The sequence below is a fragment of the Bradyrhizobium sp. Mp19 genome (assembly GCF_029952935.1).
GTDB classification, from domain to species: domain Bacteria; phylum Pseudomonadota; class Alphaproteobacteria; order Rhizobiales; family Xanthobacteraceae; genus Bradyrhizobium; species Bradyrhizobium elkanii.
Map to the genome: position 1 here is coordinate 71,991 of NZ_JASAUT010000011.1, position 20,041 is coordinate 92,031.

The 20,041-nt window shown below is 65.7% G+C and carries 20 protein-coding genes, 1 tRNA gene and 1 pseudogene; 12 read left to right on the forward strand and 10 right to left on the reverse strand.

The features are described 5' to 3' along the window. Window positions 1-6 precede the first annotated feature (6 nt). Window positions 7-2,517 carry a glycoside hydrolase family 2 protein gene (locus QJT82_RS15690; RefSeq protein ID WP_155258595.1) on the forward strand — a complete coding sequence of 837 codons (2,511 nt, stop codon included), beginning with the start codon at window positions 7-9 and terminating at the stop codon, window positions 2,515-2,517. Beyond that, complete coding sequence (locus tag QJT82_RS15695) at window positions 2,514-4,316, forward strand: alpha/beta fold hydrolase (RefSeq protein WP_028342022.1); 1,803 nt, start codon at window positions 2,514-2,516, stop codon at window positions 4,314-4,316. The genes QJT82_RS15690 and QJT82_RS15695 overlap by 4 nt, the downstream gene beginning before the upstream one ends. Before the next feature lie 30 nt (window positions 4,317-4,346). Here the strand turns inward: QJT82_RS15695 and QJT82_RS15700 are convergent, their stop codons facing one another. The 5 genes and pseudogenes from QJT82_RS15700 to QJT82_RS15720 form a co-directional block, all read right to left on the reverse strand. Beyond that, a complete protein-coding gene (locus tag QJT82_RS15700; protein ID WP_028342023.1) occupies window positions 4,347-4,973 on the reverse strand; it encodes an ATP-dependent Clp protease proteolytic subunit in 627 nt (208 codons plus the stop codon). Between the two features lie 55 nt (window positions 4,974-5,028). Beyond that, window positions 5,029-5,381 (reverse strand): annotated as a pseudogene (locus tag QJT82_RS15705) (hypothetical protein). Next, the gene (locus QJT82_RS15710; RefSeq protein ID WP_028342024.1) at window positions 5,378-5,692 is read right to left on the reverse strand and encodes a metalloregulator ArsR/SmtB family transcription factor; all 315 of its coding nucleotides are present in this window, start codon (window positions 5,690-5,692) and stop codon (window positions 5,378-5,380) included. The pseudogene QJT82_RS15705 and the gene QJT82_RS15710 overlap by 4 nt, the downstream one beginning before the upstream one ends. A gap of 149 nt (window positions 5,693-5,841) precedes the next feature. Then, on the reverse strand, window positions 5,842-7,161 hold the full coding sequence (locus tag QJT82_RS15715) for an ammonium transporter (RefSeq protein WP_028342025.1): 1,320 nt from the start codon (window positions 7,159-7,161) through the stop codon (window positions 5,842-5,844). Window positions 7,162-7,244: 83 nt separating this feature from the next. Next, window positions 7,245-7,583: a P-II family nitrogen regulator gene (locus QJT82_RS15720; RefSeq protein ID WP_016841426.1), complete on the reverse strand. Its 339-nt coding sequence runs from the start codon at window positions 7,581-7,583 to the stop codon at window positions 7,245-7,247. Window positions 7,584-7,913: 330 nt separating this feature from the next. On the opposite strand from QJT82_RS15720, the gene QJT82_RS15725 reads away from it, so the two are divergent. Next, window positions 7,914-8,804 carry a DUF4339 domain-containing protein gene (locus tag QJT82_RS15725; RefSeq protein ID WP_028342026.1) on the forward strand — a complete coding sequence of 297 codons (891 nt, stop codon included), beginning with the start codon at window positions 7,914-7,916 and terminating at the stop codon, window positions 8,802-8,804. 43 nt (window positions 8,805-8,847) lie between these two features. On the opposite strand, the gene tesB is transcribed toward QJT82_RS15725, so the two are convergent. Then, on the reverse strand, window positions 8,848-9,711 hold the full coding sequence (tesB, locus tag QJT82_RS15730) for an acyl-CoA thioesterase II (protein WP_016841424.1): 864 nt from the start codon (window positions 9,709-9,711) through the stop codon (window positions 8,848-8,850). 117 nt (window positions 9,712-9,828) lie between these two features. Between tesB and QJT82_RS15735 the strand changes: the two genes are divergently transcribed. After that, on the forward strand, window positions 9,829-11,049 hold the full coding sequence (locus QJT82_RS15735) for a ubiquinone biosynthesis hydroxylase (RefSeq protein ID WP_028342027.1): 1,221 nt from the start codon (window positions 9,829-9,831) through the stop codon (window positions 11,047-11,049). 58 nt (window positions 11,050-11,107) lie between these two features. Here QJT82_RS15735 and QJT82_RS15740 read toward each other — a convergent pair whose 3' ends face one another. Continuing rightward, complete coding sequence (locus tag QJT82_RS15740; RefSeq protein WP_018269337.1) at window positions 11,108-11,305, reverse strand: Trm112 family protein; 198 nt, start codon at window positions 11,303-11,305, stop codon at window positions 11,108-11,110. Between the two features lie 46 nt (window positions 11,306-11,351). Continuing rightward, a complete protein-coding gene (locus tag QJT82_RS15745; protein ID WP_028342028.1) occupies window positions 11,352-11,888 on the reverse strand; it encodes a TetR/AcrR family transcriptional regulator in 537 nt (178 codons plus the stop codon). Between the two features lie 92 nt (window positions 11,889-11,980). Here QJT82_RS15745 and QJT82_RS15750 point away from each other — a divergent pair, with 92 nt between their 5' ends. From QJT82_RS15750 to QJT82_RS15775, 6 genes are all read left to right on the forward strand, one after another. Then, the gene (locus QJT82_RS15750; protein ID WP_028342029.1) at window positions 11,981-12,331 is read left to right on the forward strand and encodes a hypothetical protein; all 351 of its coding nucleotides are present in this window, start codon (window positions 11,981-11,983) and stop codon (window positions 12,329-12,331) included. A gap of 11 nt (window positions 12,332-12,342) precedes the next feature. Continuing rightward, complete coding sequence (locus QJT82_RS15755; protein ID WP_028342030.1) at window positions 12,343-13,149, forward strand: crotonase/enoyl-CoA hydratase family protein; 807 nt, start codon at window positions 12,343-12,345, stop codon at window positions 13,147-13,149. Beyond that, a complete protein-coding gene (locus QJT82_RS15760; protein WP_028342031.1) occupies window positions 13,146-13,568 on the forward strand; it encodes a PaaI family thioesterase in 423 nt (140 codons plus the stop codon). The genes QJT82_RS15755 and QJT82_RS15760 overlap by 4 nt, the downstream gene beginning before the upstream one ends. 161 nt (window positions 13,569-13,729) lie before the next feature. Then, on the forward strand, window positions 13,730-16,264 hold the full coding sequence (locus QJT82_RS15765) for an EAL domain-containing protein (protein WP_028342032.1): 2,535 nt from the start codon (window positions 13,730-13,732) through the stop codon (window positions 16,262-16,264). Between the two features lie 228 nt (window positions 16,265-16,492). Further along, entirely contained in the window at window positions 16,493-16,783 is a 291-nt protein-coding gene (locus tag QJT82_RS15770; protein WP_026192068.1) for a PepSY domain-containing protein, read from the forward strand. 10 nt (window positions 16,784-16,793) lie between these two features. Then, the gene (locus QJT82_RS15775) at window positions 16,794-17,348 is read left to right on the forward strand and encodes a cytochrome b/b6 domain-containing protein (protein WP_028342033.1); all 555 of its coding nucleotides are present in this window, start codon (window positions 16,794-16,796) and stop codon (window positions 17,346-17,348) included. A gap of 69 nt (window positions 17,349-17,417) precedes the next feature. Here the strand turns inward: QJT82_RS15775 and QJT82_RS15780 are convergent, their stop codons facing one another. Both QJT82_RS15780 and trxA read right to left on the reverse strand, forming a co-directional pair. Continuing rightward, window positions 17,418-18,092, reverse strand: a complete 675-nt coding sequence (locus QJT82_RS15780) for an LON peptidase substrate-binding domain-containing protein (RefSeq protein ID WP_028342034.1) — start codon at window positions 18,090-18,092, stop codon at window positions 17,418-17,420. Between the two features lie 30 nt (window positions 18,093-18,122). Next, window positions 18,123-19,043 (reverse strand): thioredoxin, encoded by a 921-nt coding sequence (gene trxA / locus QJT82_RS15785; RefSeq protein ID WP_026192069.1) that lies wholly within the window; start codon window positions 19,041-19,043, stop codon window positions 18,123-18,125. Between the two features lie 221 nt (window positions 19,044-19,264). Here trxA and QJT82_RS15790 point away from each other — a divergent pair, with 221 nt between their 5' ends. Further along, window positions 19,265-19,756, forward strand: coding sequence for an SRPBCC family protein (locus QJT82_RS15790; RefSeq protein ID WP_051447964.1), 492 nt, complete (start codon window positions 19,265-19,267; stop codon window positions 19,754-19,756). Window positions 19,757-19,916: 160 nt separating this feature from the next. Further along, window positions 19,917-19,991 (forward strand) — tRNA-Gly (locus tag QJT82_RS15795). The last annotated feature ends 50 nt before the right edge of the window (window positions 19,992-20,041 follow it).

Genomic DNA, 20,041 nt, shown 5'->3' on the forward strand with positions numbered 1-20,041 from the left:
ACTTTTGTGTCGACGACCGAGACGGCCGAGCTCCTGGACAGCGGCTGGCGCATGGTCGTCTCGCCGGCCGGCGCGTGGGCGTCTCCGGCGGCGATCGACGGCAGTGCCGAATGGCTGGAGGCGGCGTGCCCCGGCACGGCCGCAGCTGCGCTGGAAGGGCTTGGCCGCTGGGACCGCAACCATCCCGCTCCGCTGCACGACCAGGACGTCTGGTATCGTCGCCGGCTCGATGCCGCAGGACCCGTCCGTCTTGTATTTGACGGCTTGGCGACGGTCGCGGAGGTCTGGCTCGACGATCGCCTCGTGCTGTCCTCGACCTCGATGTTCGAGCGCCATGATGTGGCTGTGACGCTTGCCGGCGGCGAGCAACTGGTCATCGCATTCCGCAGCCTCAAGCGCCATCTGGAAACCTTGACCGGTCCGCGTGCGCGCTGGAGGCCGCGCATGATCGACGATCAGCGGCTGAGGCTCGTGCGGACCACGCTGATCGGCCATATGCCGGGTTGGTCCCCGGGCTTCGACATCGTCGGACCGTGGCGGCCGATCAAGCTGGTCCGCGATACCGATCGCCAAGCCGTGCGCGATGTGCAAATGCAGGCCGACCTCGCCAGCACGACAGGGCATCTTTCGGTCACGGTCACGCTGGTCGAGCCGTTAGACGGCACGCCGGCCATGATCGCCTGTGCGGGCGCTGTCGCCGCGTTGACGGCCGAGACAGACACGCGGCTGACGGCAAGACTGGATATCGCGAACGTTGCGCCATGGTGGCCGAACAGCCATGGCGAACCGGCGTTGCACGAGGTCGTCCTGACGCTCGGCCCGATGCGAATTGCACTCGGCCGCGTCGGCTTCCGGCATATCGAGATCGATCGTGGCGCCGACGGCCGCGGCTTTCGGCTGGTTGTCAATGGCGTATCCGTCTTTTGCCGCGGCGCGGTGTGGACGCCGTCCGATCCGGTGCGGCTGCCGTCCTCACGCGAAGAGATCGCGCGTGACCTCGATCTTGCACGGCGGGCCGGGGTCAACATGCTCAGGGTCGGCGGCACGTTCGTCTATGAGAGCGACGCATTTCACGAGCTTTGCGACGAGATGGGCATCCTGGTCTGGCAGGACCTGATGCTCGCCAATTTCGACTATCCGGCGAAGGACGAAGCCTGGCAGGCGTCGCTCTCGCGCGAGGTCGGGAATCTGCTCGGGCGGCTCAGGCATTCGCCGTCACTCGCCGTTCTGTGCGGCGGCAGCGAGGTGGCGCAGCAGGCGGCGATGATGGGCTTGCCGATGTCGATGGACCCGACGCCCTGGTTCGACAAGGTGGTGCGCCCCATCGCCGAAGCGCAACGTCCCGACGTGGTGCTTGTGACGTCATCGCCGTCCGGCGGCAACCTGCCGTTCACGGCCGATGGCGGGCCGACGCATTATTACGGGGTCGGTGCCTATTGCCGTCCGCTGGATGACGCGCGCCGGGCCGAGGTGCGCTTCGCGAGCGAATGCCTTGCCTTTGCCAATGTGCCTGACAAGGCAACGCTGGATGCGCAACTGCCTGTGCCGCCGGTGCACGATCCGCGCTGGAAGGCGGGTGTGCCGCGCGACGTCGGCGCCTCCTGGGACTTCGAGGATGTGCGCGAGCATTATCTAGAGACGCATTTTTCCGTCGACGCGCGCCGGCTGCGCATCGAGAATACCGGTCGCTATCTCGAGCTTTCCCGTGCGGTGACGACCGAGGTGGTGGAGCGCACCATCGACGAATGGCGCAGGCCCTGTTCGCTGACGGCCGGAGCGCTGCTGTTCTTCTGGAAGGATATGCGGCCGGGCGCGGGCTGGGGCATGGTCGATTCGACCGGCCGGCCGAAACCCGTCTGGCACGGGCTCAGGCGGGCATTTGCCCCGCTGCGGCTGATCCTGAGCGATGAGGGCGTCAACGGGCTGACCGTCCATGCCGTCAACGATACTGCGAAGACCGTCCAGGCGACATTGTCGCTGACCTGTCTGCGGGACGGCGTCACGGCGGTGGTGTCGGCGCGCCGGCCGATCAGCGTGCCGGCGCACGGTGGCCTGTCGCTTTCGGCCTTCTCGGTGCTCGGCGCCTTTTTCGATATCTCCTACGCCTATCGCTTCGGGCCGCCCGGACATGAAGTCACCGTGGCAAGGCTGGAAGACGATGACGGGAAGGTCCTTGCCGAGGCCTTCCATGTGCTGCCGGATGTCATGACCGCGCGGCGCGACGTGGGCCTGACTGTGAGTTTGGTGCGCCGGAAGGACGCGTGGCGGCTGCGGCTCGCCTGCAAACGCGCGGCCTATCACGTCTCCATCCAGGACGATCTGTTCGTTCCAGGGGAGAACAATTTTCACCTGATGCCGGGCACCGAGCGGGAGGTCGGCCTTGACGGTCCGCATGTGGCGACGCCTGGCGGCACAGTGACGGCGCTCAATGCCGATCGCGACATGAGCTACGAGGCGCCCAGAGCAGAAGAATTGGAAGTCGGGCGGACAAATGAGTCCGCCGGGAGCGTGACATGAAACCAGTTGTCTTTGCCGATACCATCGGCTGGCTGAACGAAGCGAAGGGAAGGCGGGGTGTCGTCATTGCCGGCGCGCACGGTCATGAGGATCTGTGCAGTCGCCGATTCCTGAAGCTGTTGTCCGACAAGGCGGCCGCGGCGGGCCTGCCTACCCTGTTGTTTGACTATCCCGGCTGCGGCAACGCGGTCGGCGACCACGCGGCGCCGGGCCAGGTGATGGCCTGGACTGCAAGTATCGGCGCGGCGATCGACCGGTTGAAGCGGGATTGCGGCGTGGAGGATGTCATCCTCGCCGGCTTCCGTCTCGGCGCGCTGCTGGCCCCGCTCGCTGCGGCGGGGCGGGACGACGTGGCAGGCCTTGCGCTGCTCGCGCCACCGAGTTCCGGCAAAACCTATGTGCGCGAAATCACCGCGATGTCGCGCGTGATCGATGGGGCACTCGCCAACAGCGCCGCAAGCGACGTGACGTTCGCCGAGGGACGCGAGGCCGTCGGCTTCCGGCTTTCGCATGAGACGCTCGCCGATCTGTCGATGCTGGATTGGCGGCGGTCCGTGGCGGCCCTTCCGCCCCTGCCGATGCTTTTGATCGCGAACGGAAAGCCGTTGGCAGTCTCTGAAATCCGCGCTGGCCGGACTTCGGTCGAAAGCACGACGATCGTGCAGTTCAAGGACTATCACCTGCTCATGTGCGACCCGACTGCGAACCGGATCCCAGCCGACGTTGTCGATTGCTGGGCGGATTGGTTGTCCGACCGGGCCGTCGCCGGCGTAGCTCAGGGCGTCGTATCCTTGACCGGCCGCGAGCTATTGGAGGGGTCGCACTACACGGAAGAGCCGGTTGTGATCGGGCAGGCGTCATCGATCTGTGGCGTGCTGACCCGGCCGCGTGTCAGCCATGCTGCGGCCGATCCGGTCATCTTCCTCAACTCCGGCGGCGTGCCGCATGTCGGCTGGGCGCGCGGCACGGTCGAGGCGGCGCGCGAGCTGGCGGCTGCCGGCGTGGCGTCGCTGCGCATCGACCTGCCGGGCATCGGCCTGAGCGACGATGCTGCGAGCGATCGTCTGTTCCTCTACGATTCCCGCACCCGCTTCGACGTCGGCGCGGCGATTGACTGGATGCAGCGGGCGGGCTTTGCCAAGGTCGAGCTTGTGGGCACATGCTCGGGCGCCTTCCAGGCCTTTCACACTGCGCGCGCAGACCGCCGCGTCCGCGCCCTGACCATGATCAACCCGCTCTGCTTTGCCTGGAACAGTTCCTATGCGCTGGAGCTGACGGCCTGGAAAGCATACGAAACCTCCAAGGCGAATCGCGGAAGCCAGCAGCAGATCGGTCCGGCGGAGGGGCCTGCGATGACGACCAGGTCCGCCTGGAAGCTGTCAGTGTCAGGTAGCGCCAGGCGGCTGGTGCGGCGCGGATTGGAAGCCGTCAAGTCGACGTTGTCGGCGACGCATCCGTCAGCCCTGCTTGGTCGTAACCGCGTCGAGCGCTGGATGCGCGAGCTTTGCAGTCGCGACGTACGCGTCCTCATGGTCACCTCGGACGGCGATCTCAGCCTGCAGGAGATCGCACGCCATTTCGGCCAGGACGGCAAACGGCTCACAAGCATCCCTGGCGTGACGCGGCTGACGCTGCCGAACGCCGACCATTCGCTCACGCCTCGTTCCGCGCGGCGCACTGTCGTTGCGCGCCTGATCGACCACCGCGGCGGCAGGCGCGGAGGATCGAGCCGTCCCGATGCCGTGCGGGTCACGGTGCAGCATGCCGAGGTGAAGCCTAAATCGATGGCGCTGTCATGAAACACGGTTTGGCCGCTCCAGCGACGAAGATCAGCGCGGCACCGGATCATGTTTTTCGGCGGCGTCGCGTTCGGCGAAGACCTTGTCGATCAATCCCCATTCGAGCGCCTGCTGCGCGGACATGAAGTGATCGCGATCCAGGGTCCGTTCCACGTCGGCTTCGGTGCGCCCGCAGTGCTGCGCATAGAGCCGGATGATGCGCCGTTTGGTCTCCTGCATTTCGGTGGCATGAATCAGGATGTCGGATGCCTGGCCCTGGAAGCCGCCGAGCGGCTGATGCACGTGAAGGCTCGCATTCGGAAGCGCGGCGCGGTGACCGGGCTCGCCGGCCATCAGCAGGAACGATCCCATCGAGCGCGCCGTGCCCATGCACAGCGTGTGCACCGGCGCCTTGATGAACTGCATGGTGTCGTACATCGCAAGCCCGCTGGTGATCACGCCGCCATAGGAGTTGATGTAGAGGTTGATCGGCTTGTGCGGATTCTCGGCCTCGAGGAATAGCAGCTGCGCGCAGACCAGTCCGGACATCGCATCATTGACCTCGCCGTTCAGGAAGATGATGCGCTCGCGCAGGAGCCTGGAATAGATGTCGAAGGAACGTTCGCCGCGGGTCGACTGTTCGACGACCATAGGGACGAGTTGCATCATGTCGCGCATCGGCGACCTCCATTGCTGCAGGTGATGAAGTCTCAACGGGTGTTGAAGTCTGGGATTAAGCCGCGCGCATCAGGCAGCGGTTGTTGCTGTTGGCCGGCTGCGGCTGCTTTGCGCTGATGTCGCAGGCTTGCTGGATGATGCGAAAGCGGGTGCCGCCGGCCTCGTTCGGCTCGATCCGGAAGGTGACATGGCTTTCGCGAAACGGCGGCTCGGACTCGCGCAGCCGGAAGCGCACCTCTTCGCCAGCGATCGAGGAGAGGGGTTCAGCGTCCGCGAGATCGCAATCCGGGAGCCAGCGTTCGCGCAGGGCTGGAATGGTGAGGCGCGCCATACTTTCTCAGGCGGTGCGTCGAGCTCGTATTCGATCACCAGGGCCGCGTCGGCGTCAGGCTCAACCGTGTCGCTCATTGATCCATGTCCTTCAAGAGGTCGGAGAGCGCTTCGATGCGCTTCGGCCAATAGGCGCGGTAGCGGGCGAGCCAGGTCCCGATGCTGGCGATGCCGTCCCGGTCGACCTCATAATTCACGAAGCGGCCCTGCCGCTGCTCGCGCACCAGCCCTGCCGCGCGCAGCACCGCCAGATGCTGCGACATCGCCGGCTGGCTGATCTCAAGTCCGTCTCGCAAGGCGCTGGCGTTCAGGCTGCCGTCGGCCAGCTTCTCAAAGACCTTGCGGCGGGTCGGATCGGCCAGCGCCTTGAAGATATCGGTATCGACCATGCCGACACATAAGCATATACTTATGTGTCGTGCAAGCCTGAACTGTCTCGTGCAGCGTGACGTCGCGGCGCGCGGGTACTTTGCATGGGGTTGTTTTACGAATTCGCCCGCGCAGCGCCCATCTCGTCCCGGCGATACGAGCTCGGCTGCTACTGCAGCGCTTCGCCGTGCTGCGAGATGTCGAGGCCCTCCAGCTCCTGCTGCATCGAGACGCGCAGCGGGACGAAGGCGCTGACCAGCTTGAGCAGCACGAAGGTGACGCCGCCGCACCAGACAAAGGTGGCCGCGACGCCGTAGAGCTGGATCAGCAGCTGCTTCGGATTGCCCTCGAGCAGGCCGGACGTGCCGCCGATCGCAGAGGCCGCGAACACGCCGGCAAGCAGCGTGCCGGTCAGGCCGCCGATGCCGTGCACGCCGAACACGTCGAGCGAGTCGTCATATTTGAAGCGATGCTTCAGCCAGGTGCAGGCCCAGAAGCAGACCAGGCCGGCAATGATGCCGATGATGACGCCGTGCCACGGCGCGACGAAGCCGGATGCCGGGGTGATGGTGCCGAGCCCCGCGACCGCACCCGAGATCATGCCGAGCACCGACGGCTTGCGGCGCGTCGCCCATTCGATCGCGCCCCAGGTCAGCGCGCCGGCGCAGGCCGCAAGATGGGTGGCGGTGATCGCCATCACCGCGCGCGAATTGGCCGCGAGCGCCGACCCGCCGTTGAAGCCGAACCAGCCGACCCAGAGCAGGCCGGTGCCGACCACCGCGAGCGACAGATCGAACGGCGAAAGATTGTCATGGCCATAGCCGTGGCGGTTGCCCATCACCTTGGCCGCGACCAGGCCGCTGATACCGGCGGAGAGATGCACCACGAGACCGCCGGCGAAATCCAGCACGCCCGCCGATGCGAGGAAGCCGCCGCCCCACACCCAATGCGCCAGCGGCACATAGGCGAAGATGAACCAGCCGATCGAGAACAGCACATAGGCGGAGAACCGCATGCGGTCGGCCACCGAGCCTGCGACCAGCGCCACCGTGATGATCGCGAACGTCATCTGGTACAGCATGAACAGCGCTTCGGGGATGGTCTTCGCCGCCGGATTGATGCTGTCCATGGTGATGCCGGCCAGGAACCAGCGATCGAGCGAGCCCAGCCATGGACCGTCGCCGACGAAGCTCAGCGAATAGCCGAAGGTGACCCAGAGGATCGAGACGAGTGCAACGGCGGTGAGGCTCTGCGCCATCGTCGCCAGCACGTTCTTCTTGCGCACCATGCCGGAGTAGAACAGCGCCAGTCCCGGGATCGTCATCATCAGCACCAGCGCGGTGGCGACGATCATCCAGGCGGTGTCGGCGGCGTTGATGCCGGAGCTGGATGCCGAGTCTTGCGCGAAGGCCGGCGTGGCCCGTGCGAACAGGATTGCAGCAGTGATCGGCGCAGCTGACATCGCTGCACGAAGAGCTCGTGCCCCCATCATCATTCCCCGGCGGTGGTCGTTTCGTGGTGCGGATTGTTTGCGTACGCCGGCGTCGTTGCCGGCAGCGATGTCGATAACTCTCAGAGCGCGTCGTTGTCGGTCTCGCCGGTGCGGATGCGCAGCGCGTGGTCGATCGGCGTCACGAAGATCTTGCCGTCGCCGATCTGGCCGGTGCGCGCGTGCTGGGTGATGACGCTGACCGCCTTGTCGGCGAGCTCGGTATCGACGGCGATCTCGATCCGAAGCTTGGGCAGGAAGTTCACGACATATTCGGCGCCGCGATAGATCTCGGTATGACCCTTCTGGCGGCCATAGCCCTTCACCTCGGTCACAGTCATGCCGTGGACGCCGATCGCAGTCAGCGCCTGGCGCACCTCATCGAGCTTGAACGGTTTGATGATCGCGACGACGAGTTTCATGGTTCAGGCCTTCATTCCCTTGAGGTTTTCCGTGTGCGCCCGTCCCCGGAGCGGCATTTGCCGTCCCGCGAGCCGGCACCTGCTGCCTCCCGGAGCGGCAATTTGCCATCCCCGAGCCGGCGTTTCGCGTCCGCTAAATCTGGCAGCTTTCTGGGCAAATGGCATAAAAAAGTTGCAGGTTGAAGCGGAAAACATGCGCAGCGCGTGAGCTCCCTCACTGTACGGATTGGAAACGCTCCGCCACAATGTGGCTTTCCCGCCCCGGCCAGCGCTCTTGCTGGTTCGTTTCGCCTATCGCGCGTCCCTGCGCGCGCCCCGAGGAAACAAGAAATGTCGAACCGAAACTGGTTTTATGCATCTGAAGGCCAGCAAAAGGGCCCCCTGCCTGAAACCCAGCTCCGCGACCTGATCACCCGGGGCATGGTCGGGGCCGACACCCTGGTGTGGACCGAGGGCATGGCCGGCTGGCAGAAGGCCGGGGAGATTCCGGGCCTCGTCCCGAGCGCCGGCGCGCCGCCAGCATTTCCGCAGGCCGGCGGACCGCCGCCCGTGGTGGCGTCCGGAAGCTATAGCGGAGGCACGCTGTCGGCCGACTTCCCGATCTGGGGCCTGTTCGGACGCAGCCTCTTGATGTTCATCGGCCAGATTCTCGTCATCCCGGCGCCGTGGACCGCGACCGGCCTGTACCGCTTTGCGATTCCCTATATCCGTGTGCCGGGCCGCCCGCATTTCGCCTTCACCGGGCAGCCGCTCGACATCTGGTGGGTCTTCATCGTGCTCGGCCTACTGACCTATGCCGGTGCGGCCAACAGCAACATCGTGACGCTGCTCTCGCTGCTGTTGCAGGGCTTCCTGAGCTGGATGATCGTGCGCTGGATCATCGGCCATCTCAGCTCGAGCGGCCAGGACCTGCCGATCTCGTTCAAGGGCAGCCCGGTCGCCTATGTCGGCTGGTACGTGGCAATGGTGGTCTCGGCCATCACCATCATCGGCTGGGCCTGGGTGCTGACCGCCTGGATGCGCTGGATCTGCCGCAACATCGACGGCACACGCCGCGAGGTCAGCTTCAACGCGTCCGGCATCGAGGTGCTGTGGCGAACCATCGTGTTCACGATCGCCTGCGGCTTCCTGATCCCGATTCCGTGGGTGCTGCGCTGGTACGGCAACTGGTTCGTCTCGCAATTCGCGCTGACCGAGCGCGGCGCCTACGCAGGCCAGTAAGCGCGATCTCATCGTGCCGACCGGCTCTGTTCGAGCTTGAGCTCTACGCCTTTCGCTCGCGCACCGAACCTTCTTGCGCGACGGACGCCACCAGCGTGCCGTCGGGCTTGAAGATCAGGCCGCGTGTCAGGCCGCGGCCTGACTGCGCGCTCGGCGAATCCTGCGCGTAGAGCAGCCATTCGTCGGCGCGGAACGGGCGGTGAAACCACATCGCGTGATCGAGGCTCGCCGGCATCATGCGCTTGTCGAACAGCGTGCGGCCGTAGCGCGCCATCACGGCATCGAGCAGCGAGAAATCCGACGCATAGGCGAGCGCGCACAGATGCAGCGCCGGATCGTCGGGCAGCTTGGCCGCGGTGCGGATCCAGACATGGATGCGGCCGTCGTCGATCTTCTGGCCGAAATAACGGCCGAGCTCGACCGGGCGCAGCTCGATCGGCCGGTCGCTCTCGTAATAGCGGCGGATGAACTCTGGCATCTCCTTGAACATCGGCTGCTTCGACACCTCCTCCGCGGTCAGCTTCTCCGGCGGCGGCACGTCGGGCATCTTCTCCTGATGATTGAAGTTGCTCTCTTCCTCGGCATGGAACGACACCATGATGGAGAAGATCGCGTTGCCGTGCTGGATCGCGGTGACGCGGCGGGTGGTGTAGCTCTTGCCGTCGCGCAGCCGCTCGACCTGGTAGATGATCGGGATCTGCGGATCGCCGGGCAGGATGAAGTAGCAATGGATCGAGTGCGGCAGGCGGCCTTCGACGGTGCGGCAGGCCGCCACCATCGCCTGGCCGATCACCTGGCCGCCGAACACGCGCTGCCAGCTCGTCTTCGGGCTGTTACCGCGGAACAAATTCACCTCGAGCTGCTCGAGATCGAGGATGGACAGCAGGTCGATCAGGCTCTTGGACATGGATAGGCCCCGGAATGACGATTGGGGCTGTTAGCCGCCCTTGTTTCTAAACTCTGTTTCGCCCAGCTAATATCAGGTAGCAAGTCTCCTTTGATGGCGTAATCGAGTAAGGATCGCATGCCGGCACAGCGAAGTATTGTCATCTGCGGGGGCGCATTTGCAGGGTTGGCGCTGGCCGTGGCGCTGCGCCAGGGGCTTGGGCCGGACATCCCGGTCATCGTGGCCGATCCGGCGCTGAGCCAGCGTCCGAGCCGCGATCCGCGCGCGACCGCGATCGTGGCGGCCTGCCGGCGGCTGTTCGAGACCCTCGGCGTCTGGGGCCAGGTGGCGCCGACCGCGCAGCCGATCACGGATATGGTCGTGACCGACTCCAGGCTGGAGGACGCGACGCGCCCGGTGTTCCTGACCTTCGCCGGCAATGTCGAGCCCGGCGAGCCGTTCGCCCATATGGTCGAGAACCGCTATTTGATCGATGCACTCGCGAGCCGTGCCGAAGCCGAGGGCGTCGAGCTGCGCGCCACCGCGGTGTCGAGCTTCGCGTCGCGCCCCGACGGCATCAGCGTCACGCTGGCCGACGGCACCGTGATCGATGCGAGCCTGCTGGTTGCCGCCGACGGCGCCCGCTCGAAGCTGCGCGAGCGCGCCGGGATTGCAACCCATGGCTGGGACTATAACCAGTCCGGCATCGTGGTCACGGTCGGACACGAGCGCGAACATCACGGCCGCGCCGAGGAGCATTTCCTGCCCGCAGGGCCGTTCGCGATTCTGCCGCTGACCGGCAATCGCTCGTCGCTGGTGTGGACCGAGACGCGCAAGGATGCCGCGCGCATTGTCGCCTTGAACGAAGAGCAATTCCACGCCGAGCTCGAGCAGCGCTTCGGCCTGCATCTCGGCGAGATCAAGCCGCTCGACAAGCCGCGCGCGTTTCCGCTCGGCTATTTCGTCGCGCGCTCGTTCATCGCCGAACGGCTGGCGTTGATCGGCGACGCCGCGCATGTGATCCATCCGATCGCGGGGCAGGGCCTCAATATGGGCCTGAAGGACGTCGCTGCGCTCGCCGAGGTCGTGGTCGATGCGGCGCGGCTCGGCATGGACCTCGGCCAGGCCGACGTGCTCGAGCGCTACCAGCGCTGGCGGCGCTTCGACACGATGGCGATGGGCGTCGCCACCAACTCGCTGAACTTCCTGTTCTCCAACGAATCGACGCTGCTGCGCACCGTGCGCGACATTGGCCTCGGGCTCGTCGATCGCGCGCCGCCGTTGAAGGAGATGTTCATCCGCCAGGCGGCGGGACTGTCAGGCGAGGTGCCGCGGCTGCTGAAGGGCGAGGCGCTGTAGCGGTTGCGGAGGTTCCGTAGCCCGGATTGCGCTGCGCTTCATCCGGGCTACGCTGACATCAATCGATTTTCCTCGCCTCTTCCGGCAGCATGATCGGGATGCCGTCGCGGATCGGATAGGCGAGCTTTGCCGAGCGCGAGATCAGCTCCTGCCGCGCGGCGTCGAATTCCAGCGGTCCCTTGGTGATCGGGCACACCAGGATTTCCAGCAGTTTTGGGTCGGCGGTGCTTTCGAGATGATCAGTCGTGGAATTCATGGGAGTCTCCGGCTCGCCGTGATCTAGCACATCCAAATAAGCGCTGTCAGCGCTTGGCCATCCGCAACAACTCGTCGATCGCGGCCTGCTGACGCGGTTTCGGCAGCGCCTGCTCGGACAGCGCGTAGCCGATGAACGCCCAGTAGAAGATCTGCGCGCGGCCGCGCGCCACGTCGTCGTCGAATCCGGCCTGACGGAGCAGCGTTTCGATATAGCCGATCCGGCGCTGGTCGACCTCGAGCACGGCGGCGCGCGCCACGGCATCGGCGGTGGCCCAGCTGCGCACCGCGCGTTCCAGCGCCAGCCGCGCCGAGAAGGCGCGGCGCAGCAACAGCGCCAGCGCGTCGCCGCCTTCCGGAATGGTCTCGAGCTCGGCGATCACCTGTTCGGCCGCGACCTCGCGCCAATGGGTCAGGACCGCCGCGCGGTAGGCGCCGATGTCGGCGAAATGCCAGTAGAAGCTGCCGCGCGAGACGCCCATGGCCTTGGCCAGCGGCTCGGCCTTGAGCGCCGTGAAGCCGCGTCGCGCCAGCGTCTTCAGGCCCTGATCGAGCCAGTCCTTGACCGAGAGCTGTTCCGTCATGGTTCCCCGTCCCGCCGTCACCATACACAAGTGTATTGACAGGCGCCAGCGTCCGGTATCATATCCATACAGTAGTGTATGGAGGCATCGCGATGCGTGATCTTCTGCTGCAGGGCGCCGGCGTCGTCGCCATCCTGGTCAGCCTGATCCATGGCGTGCTCGGCGAGACCAGGATATTCGCGCGCGCCACCGTCGAGCCGCCGCGGCTGCGGCTCTTGCTTCGCCTGGTCTATCAGGCCGGCACCGTCGCATGGGTCGGCGGCGGCGTGCTGCTGCTCGCCGCGCCCGCGATGGCCTCCGATGCCGCGCGGCACTGGATCGTGGCGACGCTCGGCGTCGTGTTCGGCGTCGCGGCGCTCGCCAACGCGGTGGCGACCCGCGGCCGCCACTTCGGCTGGATGGCGATGAGCGCCGTGGTGGCGCTCGCCGCCGCCGGCTACTAGCGAGGCCGAGCATGACGACCGATCGCATCAGCCTCAGCATCGCCGATGGCGTCGCGGACGTCAGGCTCAACCGCCCGGACAAGCTCAATGCGCTCGATCCGGCGATGTTCGCCGCGATCGCCGAAATCGGTGCGCAGCTCGCGGACAACCGCAAGCTCCGCGCCGTGGTGCTCTCGGGCGAAGGGCAGGCCTTCTGCGCCGGCCTCGACATGGAGCGTCTGGTCGCAACGACGGAGGGCGAATCCATCCTGCCCTTTGCCGATCTCGGCCAGCGGACCCACGGCATTGCCAATTTTGCGCAGCATCTGGTATGGCTCTGGCGCGAGCTGCCGGTGCCGGTCATCGCCGCTGTCCACGGCATCGCCTTCGGCGGCGGCTTTCAGCTGATGCTCGGTGCCGACATCCGATATCTCGCATCCGGCACGCGCCTTGCGATCATCGAGGCCAAATGGGGATTGGTGCCCGACATGGCCGGCACGCAGCTGATGCGCCATCTCGCGCGCGAGGATGTGGTCCGTGAACTCACCTACACCGCGCGCGTCTTTTCCGCGGACGACGCGCTCGGGTACGGCTTCGCCACCCGGATCGTTGAACAGCCGCGCGAGGCGGCGCTGAAGACGGCGCGCGCGATCGCGGACCGCAGCCCGGATGCGATCCGCGCCGCCAAGCGGCTGCTCAATCTTGCAGCCGATCGCGATGCGGCGACCGGACTTGCAGCCGAAACCGCCGAACAGGCGCTTCTGCTCGGCTCGTCCAATCACATCGAGGCCGTCAGGGCGAATCTCGAGCGGCGGCCCCCGCAATGGAGTTTTACATGACGACTGGCCCGGGCTTCGATCTCGAACGTCTCGTTGCGACCAATGCGTCGGCGGCCTTCAATCGGCTTGCCGGCTTCGAGGTCGTCTCCGCCGGCACCGGCACGGTGGAACTGCGCATGCCTTGGCGCGACGATCTCACCCAATATGCGGGACACTTGCACGCCGGAATGATCGCGGCGCTGCTCGACACCGCCTGCGGCTTTGCCGCGGCGTCGATCGCAGGTTCCGTCACCGCATCGCATTTCTCGATGAATTGCCTGAAGCCCGCGCTGGGCCGCTGCTTCATCGCGAAAGGCACCACATTGCGTGCCGGACGCAGGCAGGTCTTCGCGCGCGCGGAACTTTTTGCGGAGAACGAGCAGGGTGAGACCTCGCTGGTTGCAACAGGTGAAACCGTACTCGTTCCGCTGGCAGGCTAAGCCGCGCGGATCGCGCATGACTGTGAAATTTATGGAGCCATCAATTTCGGTGCGGAATCGGCTTACGCGCGGATAACCATGCCACTGAAAGTTGCAGAATATTATCGAGAATACAATTCAATCAGCCTAGCCTGTGCGTACGGACAACCATGGACCGACGCATGTTTCGTGTTTTTACGTGCCTTTCAGGTGAGCATGACTGGCGGCTCGTTCTGCTCGCCGGGCTGGTCTGCTTCGTTGCCAGTATTGTGGCCGTCAATATTTTTCATCGCGCAATTGCATCGCAGGCGAGGACGCGGCTGATCTGGATTGCGATCGCGGGAGCCGCAATCGGCTACGGCATCTGGGCAACGCATTTCATCGCCATGCTGGCCTATGAGCCGGGAATCCCCACCGGCTACGGTATCGTCCTCACCGCGCTGTCGCTCGCCGCGGCGATGATGCTGACATCCGGCGGCCTCGGCCTTGCCGCCAGCGACTCCAGCCGGTGGCGCGCGCCGGTCGGCGGCGCCGTGATCGGAGCCGGCATCGCCAGCATGCACTATCTCGGGATGTGGGCGCTGGAGGTGCCGGGCCACGTCGTCTGGTCGCTCGATCTCGTGGCGGCCTCCGTCGTGCTCGGCATGCTGTTCGGCTACGCTGCGCTGGCGATCGCGGTCCGCCGTCAGGACCGCTGGATGTCGCTCGTCGCGGCGCTGCTGCTGACGCTGGCGATCGTGTCGCATCATTTCACCGCGATGGGCGCGGTCGAGATCGTCCCGGATCCGTTGCAGGCTCCGGCGGCCCTGTCGCTCTCGCCTGCCTTCCTCGCCATCGTGATCGCCGGCGTGGCGCTGTCGGTGCTCGGGATGAGCCTGGTCGGCGTGCTCGCGGATCGCCGGCTGGCGCTTCGCACCCGCCGCTTCGAGGAGATCATCAGCCAGCTTTCGTCGGCGCGACAGCAGGTCGAGGCGTCGCAGAAGGAGCTGGAGGAGCAGAGGTTCCGGCTGGATACCGCGATCAACCACATGGGCGAGGGCCTCTGCATGTTCGATGCGGAGAAGCGCCTCGTCGTTTGCAATGATCGCTATGCCAAGATGTACCGGCTGCCGCCGGAATTGCTGCTGCCCGGCACAGCCCATCGCGAGATCATCAGGCATCGCATCGCCAACGGCATTCTCAAGGGCGAGACCAGCGACAGCGCCGCAACGCAGGTGCTCGCGACATTGAACGCGCTCCCGGCCGGCGAGATCAGCAGCCGGGTCGACGAGCTCGCCGACGGCCGCCTGATCTGCGTGACGCGGCAGCCGATGCCCGGCGGCGGCTGGGTGGCGACGCATCGCGACGTCACCGAGCAGCGGCGCTCGGAAGCCAAGATCACCTATATGGCGCAGCACGACGCGCTGACCGATCTGCCGAATCGCGTGCTGCTCAAGGAATGGATGGAGCGCGCGCTCTCCGGTGCCCGGTGCGGCGGACCGAGCCTTGCGGTGCTGATGCTCGATCTCGACCGCTTCAAGGACGTCAACGACACGCTCGGGCACCCGGCGGGCGATGCGCTGCTGAGGTCGGTGGCCGCGCGCTTGCGCAGGTGCGTCAGCGATACGACGCTGGTCGCGCGGCTCGGCGGCGACGAGTTCGCGGTGATCGACCATGTCAGCGATCCGGTCACGGAAGCGGGCCTGCTCGCCGAGAAGATCAGGAAGGCGCTCAGCGAGCCGATCGATCTCGGTGATCATCGGGTGACCACCACGACCAGCATCGGCATTGCGATCGCGCCGCGCGACGGCACCGATTCGGACGAGGTGCTGCGCAGCGCCGATCTCGCGCTTTACTCGGCCAAGAGCGGCGGGCGCGGCTCGTTCCGCTTCTTCGAGCCGGAGCTCGATCGGCTGCTGCAGGCCCGGCGCAGCCTCGAGCGCGACATGCGCAGTGCGCTCGCCAATGGCGAGTTCGAGCTGCACTATCAGCCGTTCATCCATGTCGCGAGCGGGGAGACCTGCGGCTTCGAGGCGCTGCTCCGCTGGCACCATCCGCAACGCGGCATGGTATCTCCGGCGCAGTTCATTCCGCTGGCGGAGGAGACCGGCCTGATCGTGCCGCTCGGGGAATGGGTGCTGCGCACCGCGTGTGCGGAGGCCGCCAAATGGCCCGACGACCTCAAGATCGCGATCAATCTGTCGCCTGTGCAGTTCAGGAGCCCGGAGTTGGTCCCGGTGATCGTGCACGCGCTGGCGAGTGCCGGAATTTCGCCGGAGCGCCTCGAGCTCGAGGTCACCGAAACGGCCATCATTCAGGACAGCGAAGCGGTGTTTACCGCGCTTAGCCAACTGCACGATCTCGGGGTGCGGATCGCGCTCGACGATTTCGGCACCGGCTACTCGTCGCTGAGCTTCTTGCAGAAGTTTCCGTTCGACAAGGTCAAGATCGACCGCAGCTTCGTCTCCGAGCTCTCCGGCGCATCGGACGAGTCGCGCCGGATCGCGCGCGCGATCGTTCGCTTTGCCGTCAGCCTCGGCAAGACCACGACGGCCGAAGGCGTCGAAACCAGGGAGCAGCTCGACATCCTCCGCGCCGACGCCTGCGTGGAAGTGCAGGGCTTCCATTTCAGCCCGCCGGTGCAGAGCGAGAAGGTCGCACAGATGATCGGCGGGCGAACCCCGGCAGCGGCCGAACGGCCTGCGGTTCGTCTCGCGATGGCGGGTGCCGCGTCCTGATCGACGGGCTGCGCCGGGCGGCCCCGATACGCATGAGGCGTAAGGCCGCAGCACGCCGTCAAAACCAAACTGCGCGTGGAGCGCAAAGCGGTTTTCGCGACCGTTAGAATTCCTCTAAAGCCAGCCTCCGCGGCGCTTCCTTGACTTGGCAATCGCCTCAGCATTCTTCACGCATGTGCCCTGCGCGAAGGCGTTGTGGGCATGATTGTCAACGGAGGGGAGATACGCGTGAGAGTGATTTTGAGCGCTGCACTTGCAGCATGCGTCCTTGGGAGCGTTCTTGGGCTGACCGGATCGGCGGCGTTCGCCGACGGCTACAAGAATTGCACCAAGCTCGACAAGGCGTCGTGGAAGCCGGCAAGCGAAGCCGAAGCCAAGGCCAAGGCGCTCGGCTACGAGGTGCGCCGGTCGAAGGTCGAGGGCTCCTGCTACGAGGTGTACGGCGTCAAGGAAGGCAAGCTCTACGAGTTGTTCTACAGCCCGGAAGATCTCAGCCTGAAGCACACCATCGCGAAGTGAAGCAGGCGCGATGACGAAGGCGGCGCCGGGCGCCCGCGGCGCGACCAGCGTGCAGGTCTGGGACCTGCCGCTGCGGCTGTGGCACTGGGCGCTCGCCATCCTCGTCCTGGTCGCCTGGGTGACGCCCAGCACCTATGACCGGCTGCACCGGCTGGCGGGTTATTCGGTGATCGGGCTGCTGGCGTTCCGGCTGATCTGGGGCTTTGCCGGCACGCGCTACGCGCGTTTCGGCAGGCTCGGCGTCCGCCTGCGCGCGGCGCCGCGCTACATCTGGAATCTCCGCCGCGGCATCACCGGGCGCTATATCGGGCTCAACCCCGCGGGCACCGTGATGCTGGTGGCGCTGCTGTTCCTGCTTGCAATCTCGACAATCACGGGCGCGATGGAGGTCACCGTGACCTTCTTCGGTGTCTGGTGGGTCGAGGACACCCACGCCTATGCCTCGGATGCGGTCATCATCCTGGTCGCCCTGCACGTGCTCGGCGTCATCGTGGTCGGCTTGCTGCAGCGTCAGAACCTGGTGCGCGCGATGTTCACCGGCCGCAAGCAACTGCGCAATCGCTGATGGGCGGGAAGCTTTTTGTTTTGGCGCGTTGTCTTCGCGCGAGCCGGTCGCCGCTTCGCTCGAAAGCGCCTACTGCACCGGCGGGTCGCCCGAGGTGCGTTTCTTGGCGAGATCCATCTCGGTGACCGCGATCAGGATCTCGGCGCGGGTCTTCAGGTCCGGCGCCTCGAGCATCGCCTGCTTCTCGGCCGGACCATAGGGCGACATCATCGCCAGCGCATTGACCAGCGCCTCGTTGGGCGCGGACTCGATACCTTCCCAGTCGACCTTCAGATTGTTGGCTTCCAGGAAATCGGCCAGCACTTCGAGCAGCGCCTTGCGATCGACGGCCTCCTCGCCCTTGCGCGCCGTGAAGTCGCCGACGAAGGAGAAGAAGTCGACCTTGCACTGCCGGTACTGCGTCTGCACGGTGAGCTCCTCGACCACCTTGAAGCGCGCGACGCCGGTCAGTTCGAGGATGTAACGGCCGTCGCCGGATTCGGCGAGCTGGGTGATGCGGCCGACGCAGCCGATCCGGAACAGGGCCGGCTGCGCTTCTTTCTGCGAATGCGCCACGTCGGGCTGGATCATGCCGATCAGGCGGTGGCCGTCGCGCAGCGCGTCGTCGATCATCGCGAGATATCGCGGCTCGAAGATGTTGAGCGGCATCTGGCCGCGCGGCAGCAGCAACGCGCCGGGCAGCGGGAACACCGGGATCACCTCCGGGAGCTCGCCGGGTCCGCGATATTCGGCATTGATCGGCATCTGCGGTCCCGCTGCTGTGACGGGCGTGCTTTACGAGAACAGGATGGTCGACAACCGCTTGCGCCCCTCGACGGTTGCCTCATCGGTGCCGCCCCACGCCTCGAAGAACTGCACCAGCTGCTTGCGCGCGCCGTCGTCGTTCCACTTGCGGTCACGCCTGACGATGGCGAGCAATTGCTCGGTCGCCTCCGTGCGCTTGCCCATGGCATTGAGCGCGGTGGCGAGATCGAATCGGGCCTGATGATCGAGCGGGTTTGCGGCGACTTTCTGTTCCAGCTCCGCGACCGGGCCGACCGCTTCCGCCTGTTCGGCGAGATCGATCGCCGCCTGCACCGCCTTCACCGCGGCGTCGTTGCGCTTGGATTCCGGAACCATCGCCAGCGTCTGCTTGGCCTGCTCCATCGCACCCGACGTGACGTAGCACTTGGCGAGGCCGGCGAGGGCCGCGATGTTGGTGGCGTCGTGCGCCAGCACCTCGGCATAGATCTGCGCGGCCTGGGCGGCGTCGCCCTCGGCAAGCACGGCGTCGGCCTCGGCCAGGATCTCGGTGAGATTGGGCTCGCCGGCGGCCGGCACGCCCTTGGTGATCTTCTCGATGAAGGCGTTGACCTGGCTCTCCGGCACCGCGCCCATGAAGCCATCGGCGGGCTGGCCGCCCACAAAGGCGATCACGGCCGGGATCGACTGGATGCCCATCTGGCCGGGGATCTGCGGATGCTCGTCGATGTTCATCTTGACCAGCTTGACCCGGCCCTTGGCGTTGCGAACCGCCTTTTCCAGGATCGGCGTGAGCTGGCGGCAGGGACCGCACCACGGCGCCCAGAAGTCGATCATGACCGGCTGACGGCGCGATTCCTCGATGACGTCCTTGACGAAGGTCTGGGTCGTCGTCTCCTTGATCAGATCGGGCGCTGCCTCGGGCGTGGGGCCGCCCTGCTCCATTATCGTCACGTTGTCCTCGCCTGCTTCTGAGGTCGGAAATCCGGGGGCGTTCTAGCACGCCCGGAACGGCACGTTCAGCCGTTCTGTCAGCTAGAGCATGATCCCGGAAAAGGGGGAACCGGTTTCCGGGATCATGCTCCGTAAATGGCAGTCAGCCAGCAAAATTCAATCGCTTGGCCGCCTGTCCCGTTCCATCGGAGATCGGGTGGGTTGGTGCCGCGGAACGGCCGATGATGGCGATCCTTCATGGCAGCAGGGGAGCGCCCGTGCCAAAGGCCTATTACAGCACGGTGTTCGAGCAGCCGGCCCGCGAGGTCTGGAAAATCATCCGCGATTTCAACAATTACCCGGTCTGGGTTCATGGCGCGGGGACGAGCGAGATCGAGGACGGCAAATCCGGCGATACCGTCGGGGCCGTACGCAATGTGCTGTACCGGGAGCGGCGGATCCGGCAGCGGCTGCTCGCGCAGTCCGACGTCGAACGCTTCCAGACCTACGAATTTGTCGACACCCCGACCCTGCCGGTGACGGATTTCAGCGCAACCTTGCGGGTAACCCCGGTTATCGATGGCGACCGGGCCTTTATCGAATGGTCGGCCGTGATCGATTGCGACCCGACCCGCCGTGTCGAGCTGACGCAAACGCTGACCGGCTGGTTCGAGACCTGGCTCGAATCGCTCCGGGATGAGATGGCCCTGAGGCAGGTTCCGGCGGAAATCTAAAAAGAAATCGGCGGCACGGCCGGTTTCGGCCGATTCGAGGTCAATTTTTAGAGAAACCGGGCGATTTCGTGAGGTTCGGACCGCGCTCTTGTGTTGCATTCACAGACAGCTTTTGGCATAGGTCTGCCGTTGCCGGCGAGCGATCGCCGCCATTTCGGATGCGGGTGTAGCTCAGTGGTAGAGCACGACCTTGCCAAGGTCGGGGTCGAGGGTTCGAGCCCCTTCGCCCGCTCCAAAACTTCTCGCTGACCGAGCTGACAGTCTGATGAAGGCCCGCTGATGAGG

Coding starts and splice junctions, on each gene's coding strand:
- QJT82_RS15695 (WP_028342022.1), top strand. CDS start 2,514: ATGAAACCAGTTGTCTTTGCCGATACCATCGGCTGGCTGAACGAAGCG.
- QJT82_RS15700 (WP_028342023.1), bottom strand. CDS start 4,973: ATGCGCGACATGATGCAACTCGTCCCTATGGTCGTCGAACAGTCGACC.
- QJT82_RS15710 (WP_028342024.1), bottom strand. CDS start 5,692: ATGGTCGATACCGATATCTTCAAGGCGCTGGCCGATCCGACCCGCCGC.
- QJT82_RS15715 (WP_028342025.1), bottom strand. CDS start 7,161: ATGGGGGCACGAGCTCTTCGTGCAGCGATGTCAGCTGCGCCGATCACT.
- QJT82_RS15720 (WP_016841426.1), bottom strand. CDS start 7,583: ATGAAACTCGTCGTCGCGATCATCAAACCGTTCAAGCTCGATGAGGTG.
- QJT82_RS15725 (WP_028342026.1), top strand. CDS start 7,914: ATGTCGAACCGAAACTGGTTTTATGCATCTGAAGGCCAGCAAAAGGGC.
- tesB (WP_016841424.1), bottom strand. CDS start 9,711: ATGTCCAAGAGCCTGATCGACCTGCTGTCCATCCTCGATCTCGAGCAG.
- QJT82_RS15735 (WP_028342027.1), top strand. CDS start 9,829: ATGCCGGCACAGCGAAGTATTGTCATCTGCGGGGGCGCATTTGCAGGG.
- QJT82_RS15740 (WP_018269337.1), bottom strand. CDS start 11,305: ATGAATTCCACGACTGATCATCTCGAAAGCACCGCCGACCCAAAACTG.
- QJT82_RS15745 (WP_028342028.1), bottom strand. CDS start 11,888: ATGACGGAACAGCTCTCGGTCAAGGACTGGCTCGATCAGGGCCTGAAG.
- QJT82_RS15750 (WP_028342029.1), top strand. CDS start 11,981: ATGCGTGATCTTCTGCTGCAGGGCGCCGGCGTCGTCGCCATCCTGGTC.
- QJT82_RS15755 (WP_028342030.1), top strand. CDS start 12,343: ATGACGACCGATCGCATCAGCCTCAGCATCGCCGATGGCGTCGCGGAC.
- QJT82_RS15760 (WP_028342031.1), top strand. CDS start 13,146: ATGACGACTGGCCCGGGCTTCGATCTCGAACGTCTCGTTGCGACCAAT.
- QJT82_RS15765 (WP_028342032.1), top strand. CDS start 13,730: ATGTTTCGTGTTTTTACGTGCCTTTCAGGTGAGCATGACTGGCGGCTC.
- QJT82_RS15775 (WP_028342033.1), top strand. CDS start 16,794: ATGACGAAGGCGGCGCCGGGCGCCCGCGGCGCGACCAGCGTGCAGGTC.
- QJT82_RS15780 (WP_028342034.1), bottom strand. CDS start 18,092: ATGCCGATCAATGCCGAATATCGCGGACCCGGCGAGCTCCCGGAGGTG.
- QJT82_RS15790 (WP_051447964.1), top strand. CDS start 19,265: ATGATGGCGATCCTTCATGGCAGCAGGGGAGCGCCCGTGCCAAAGGCC.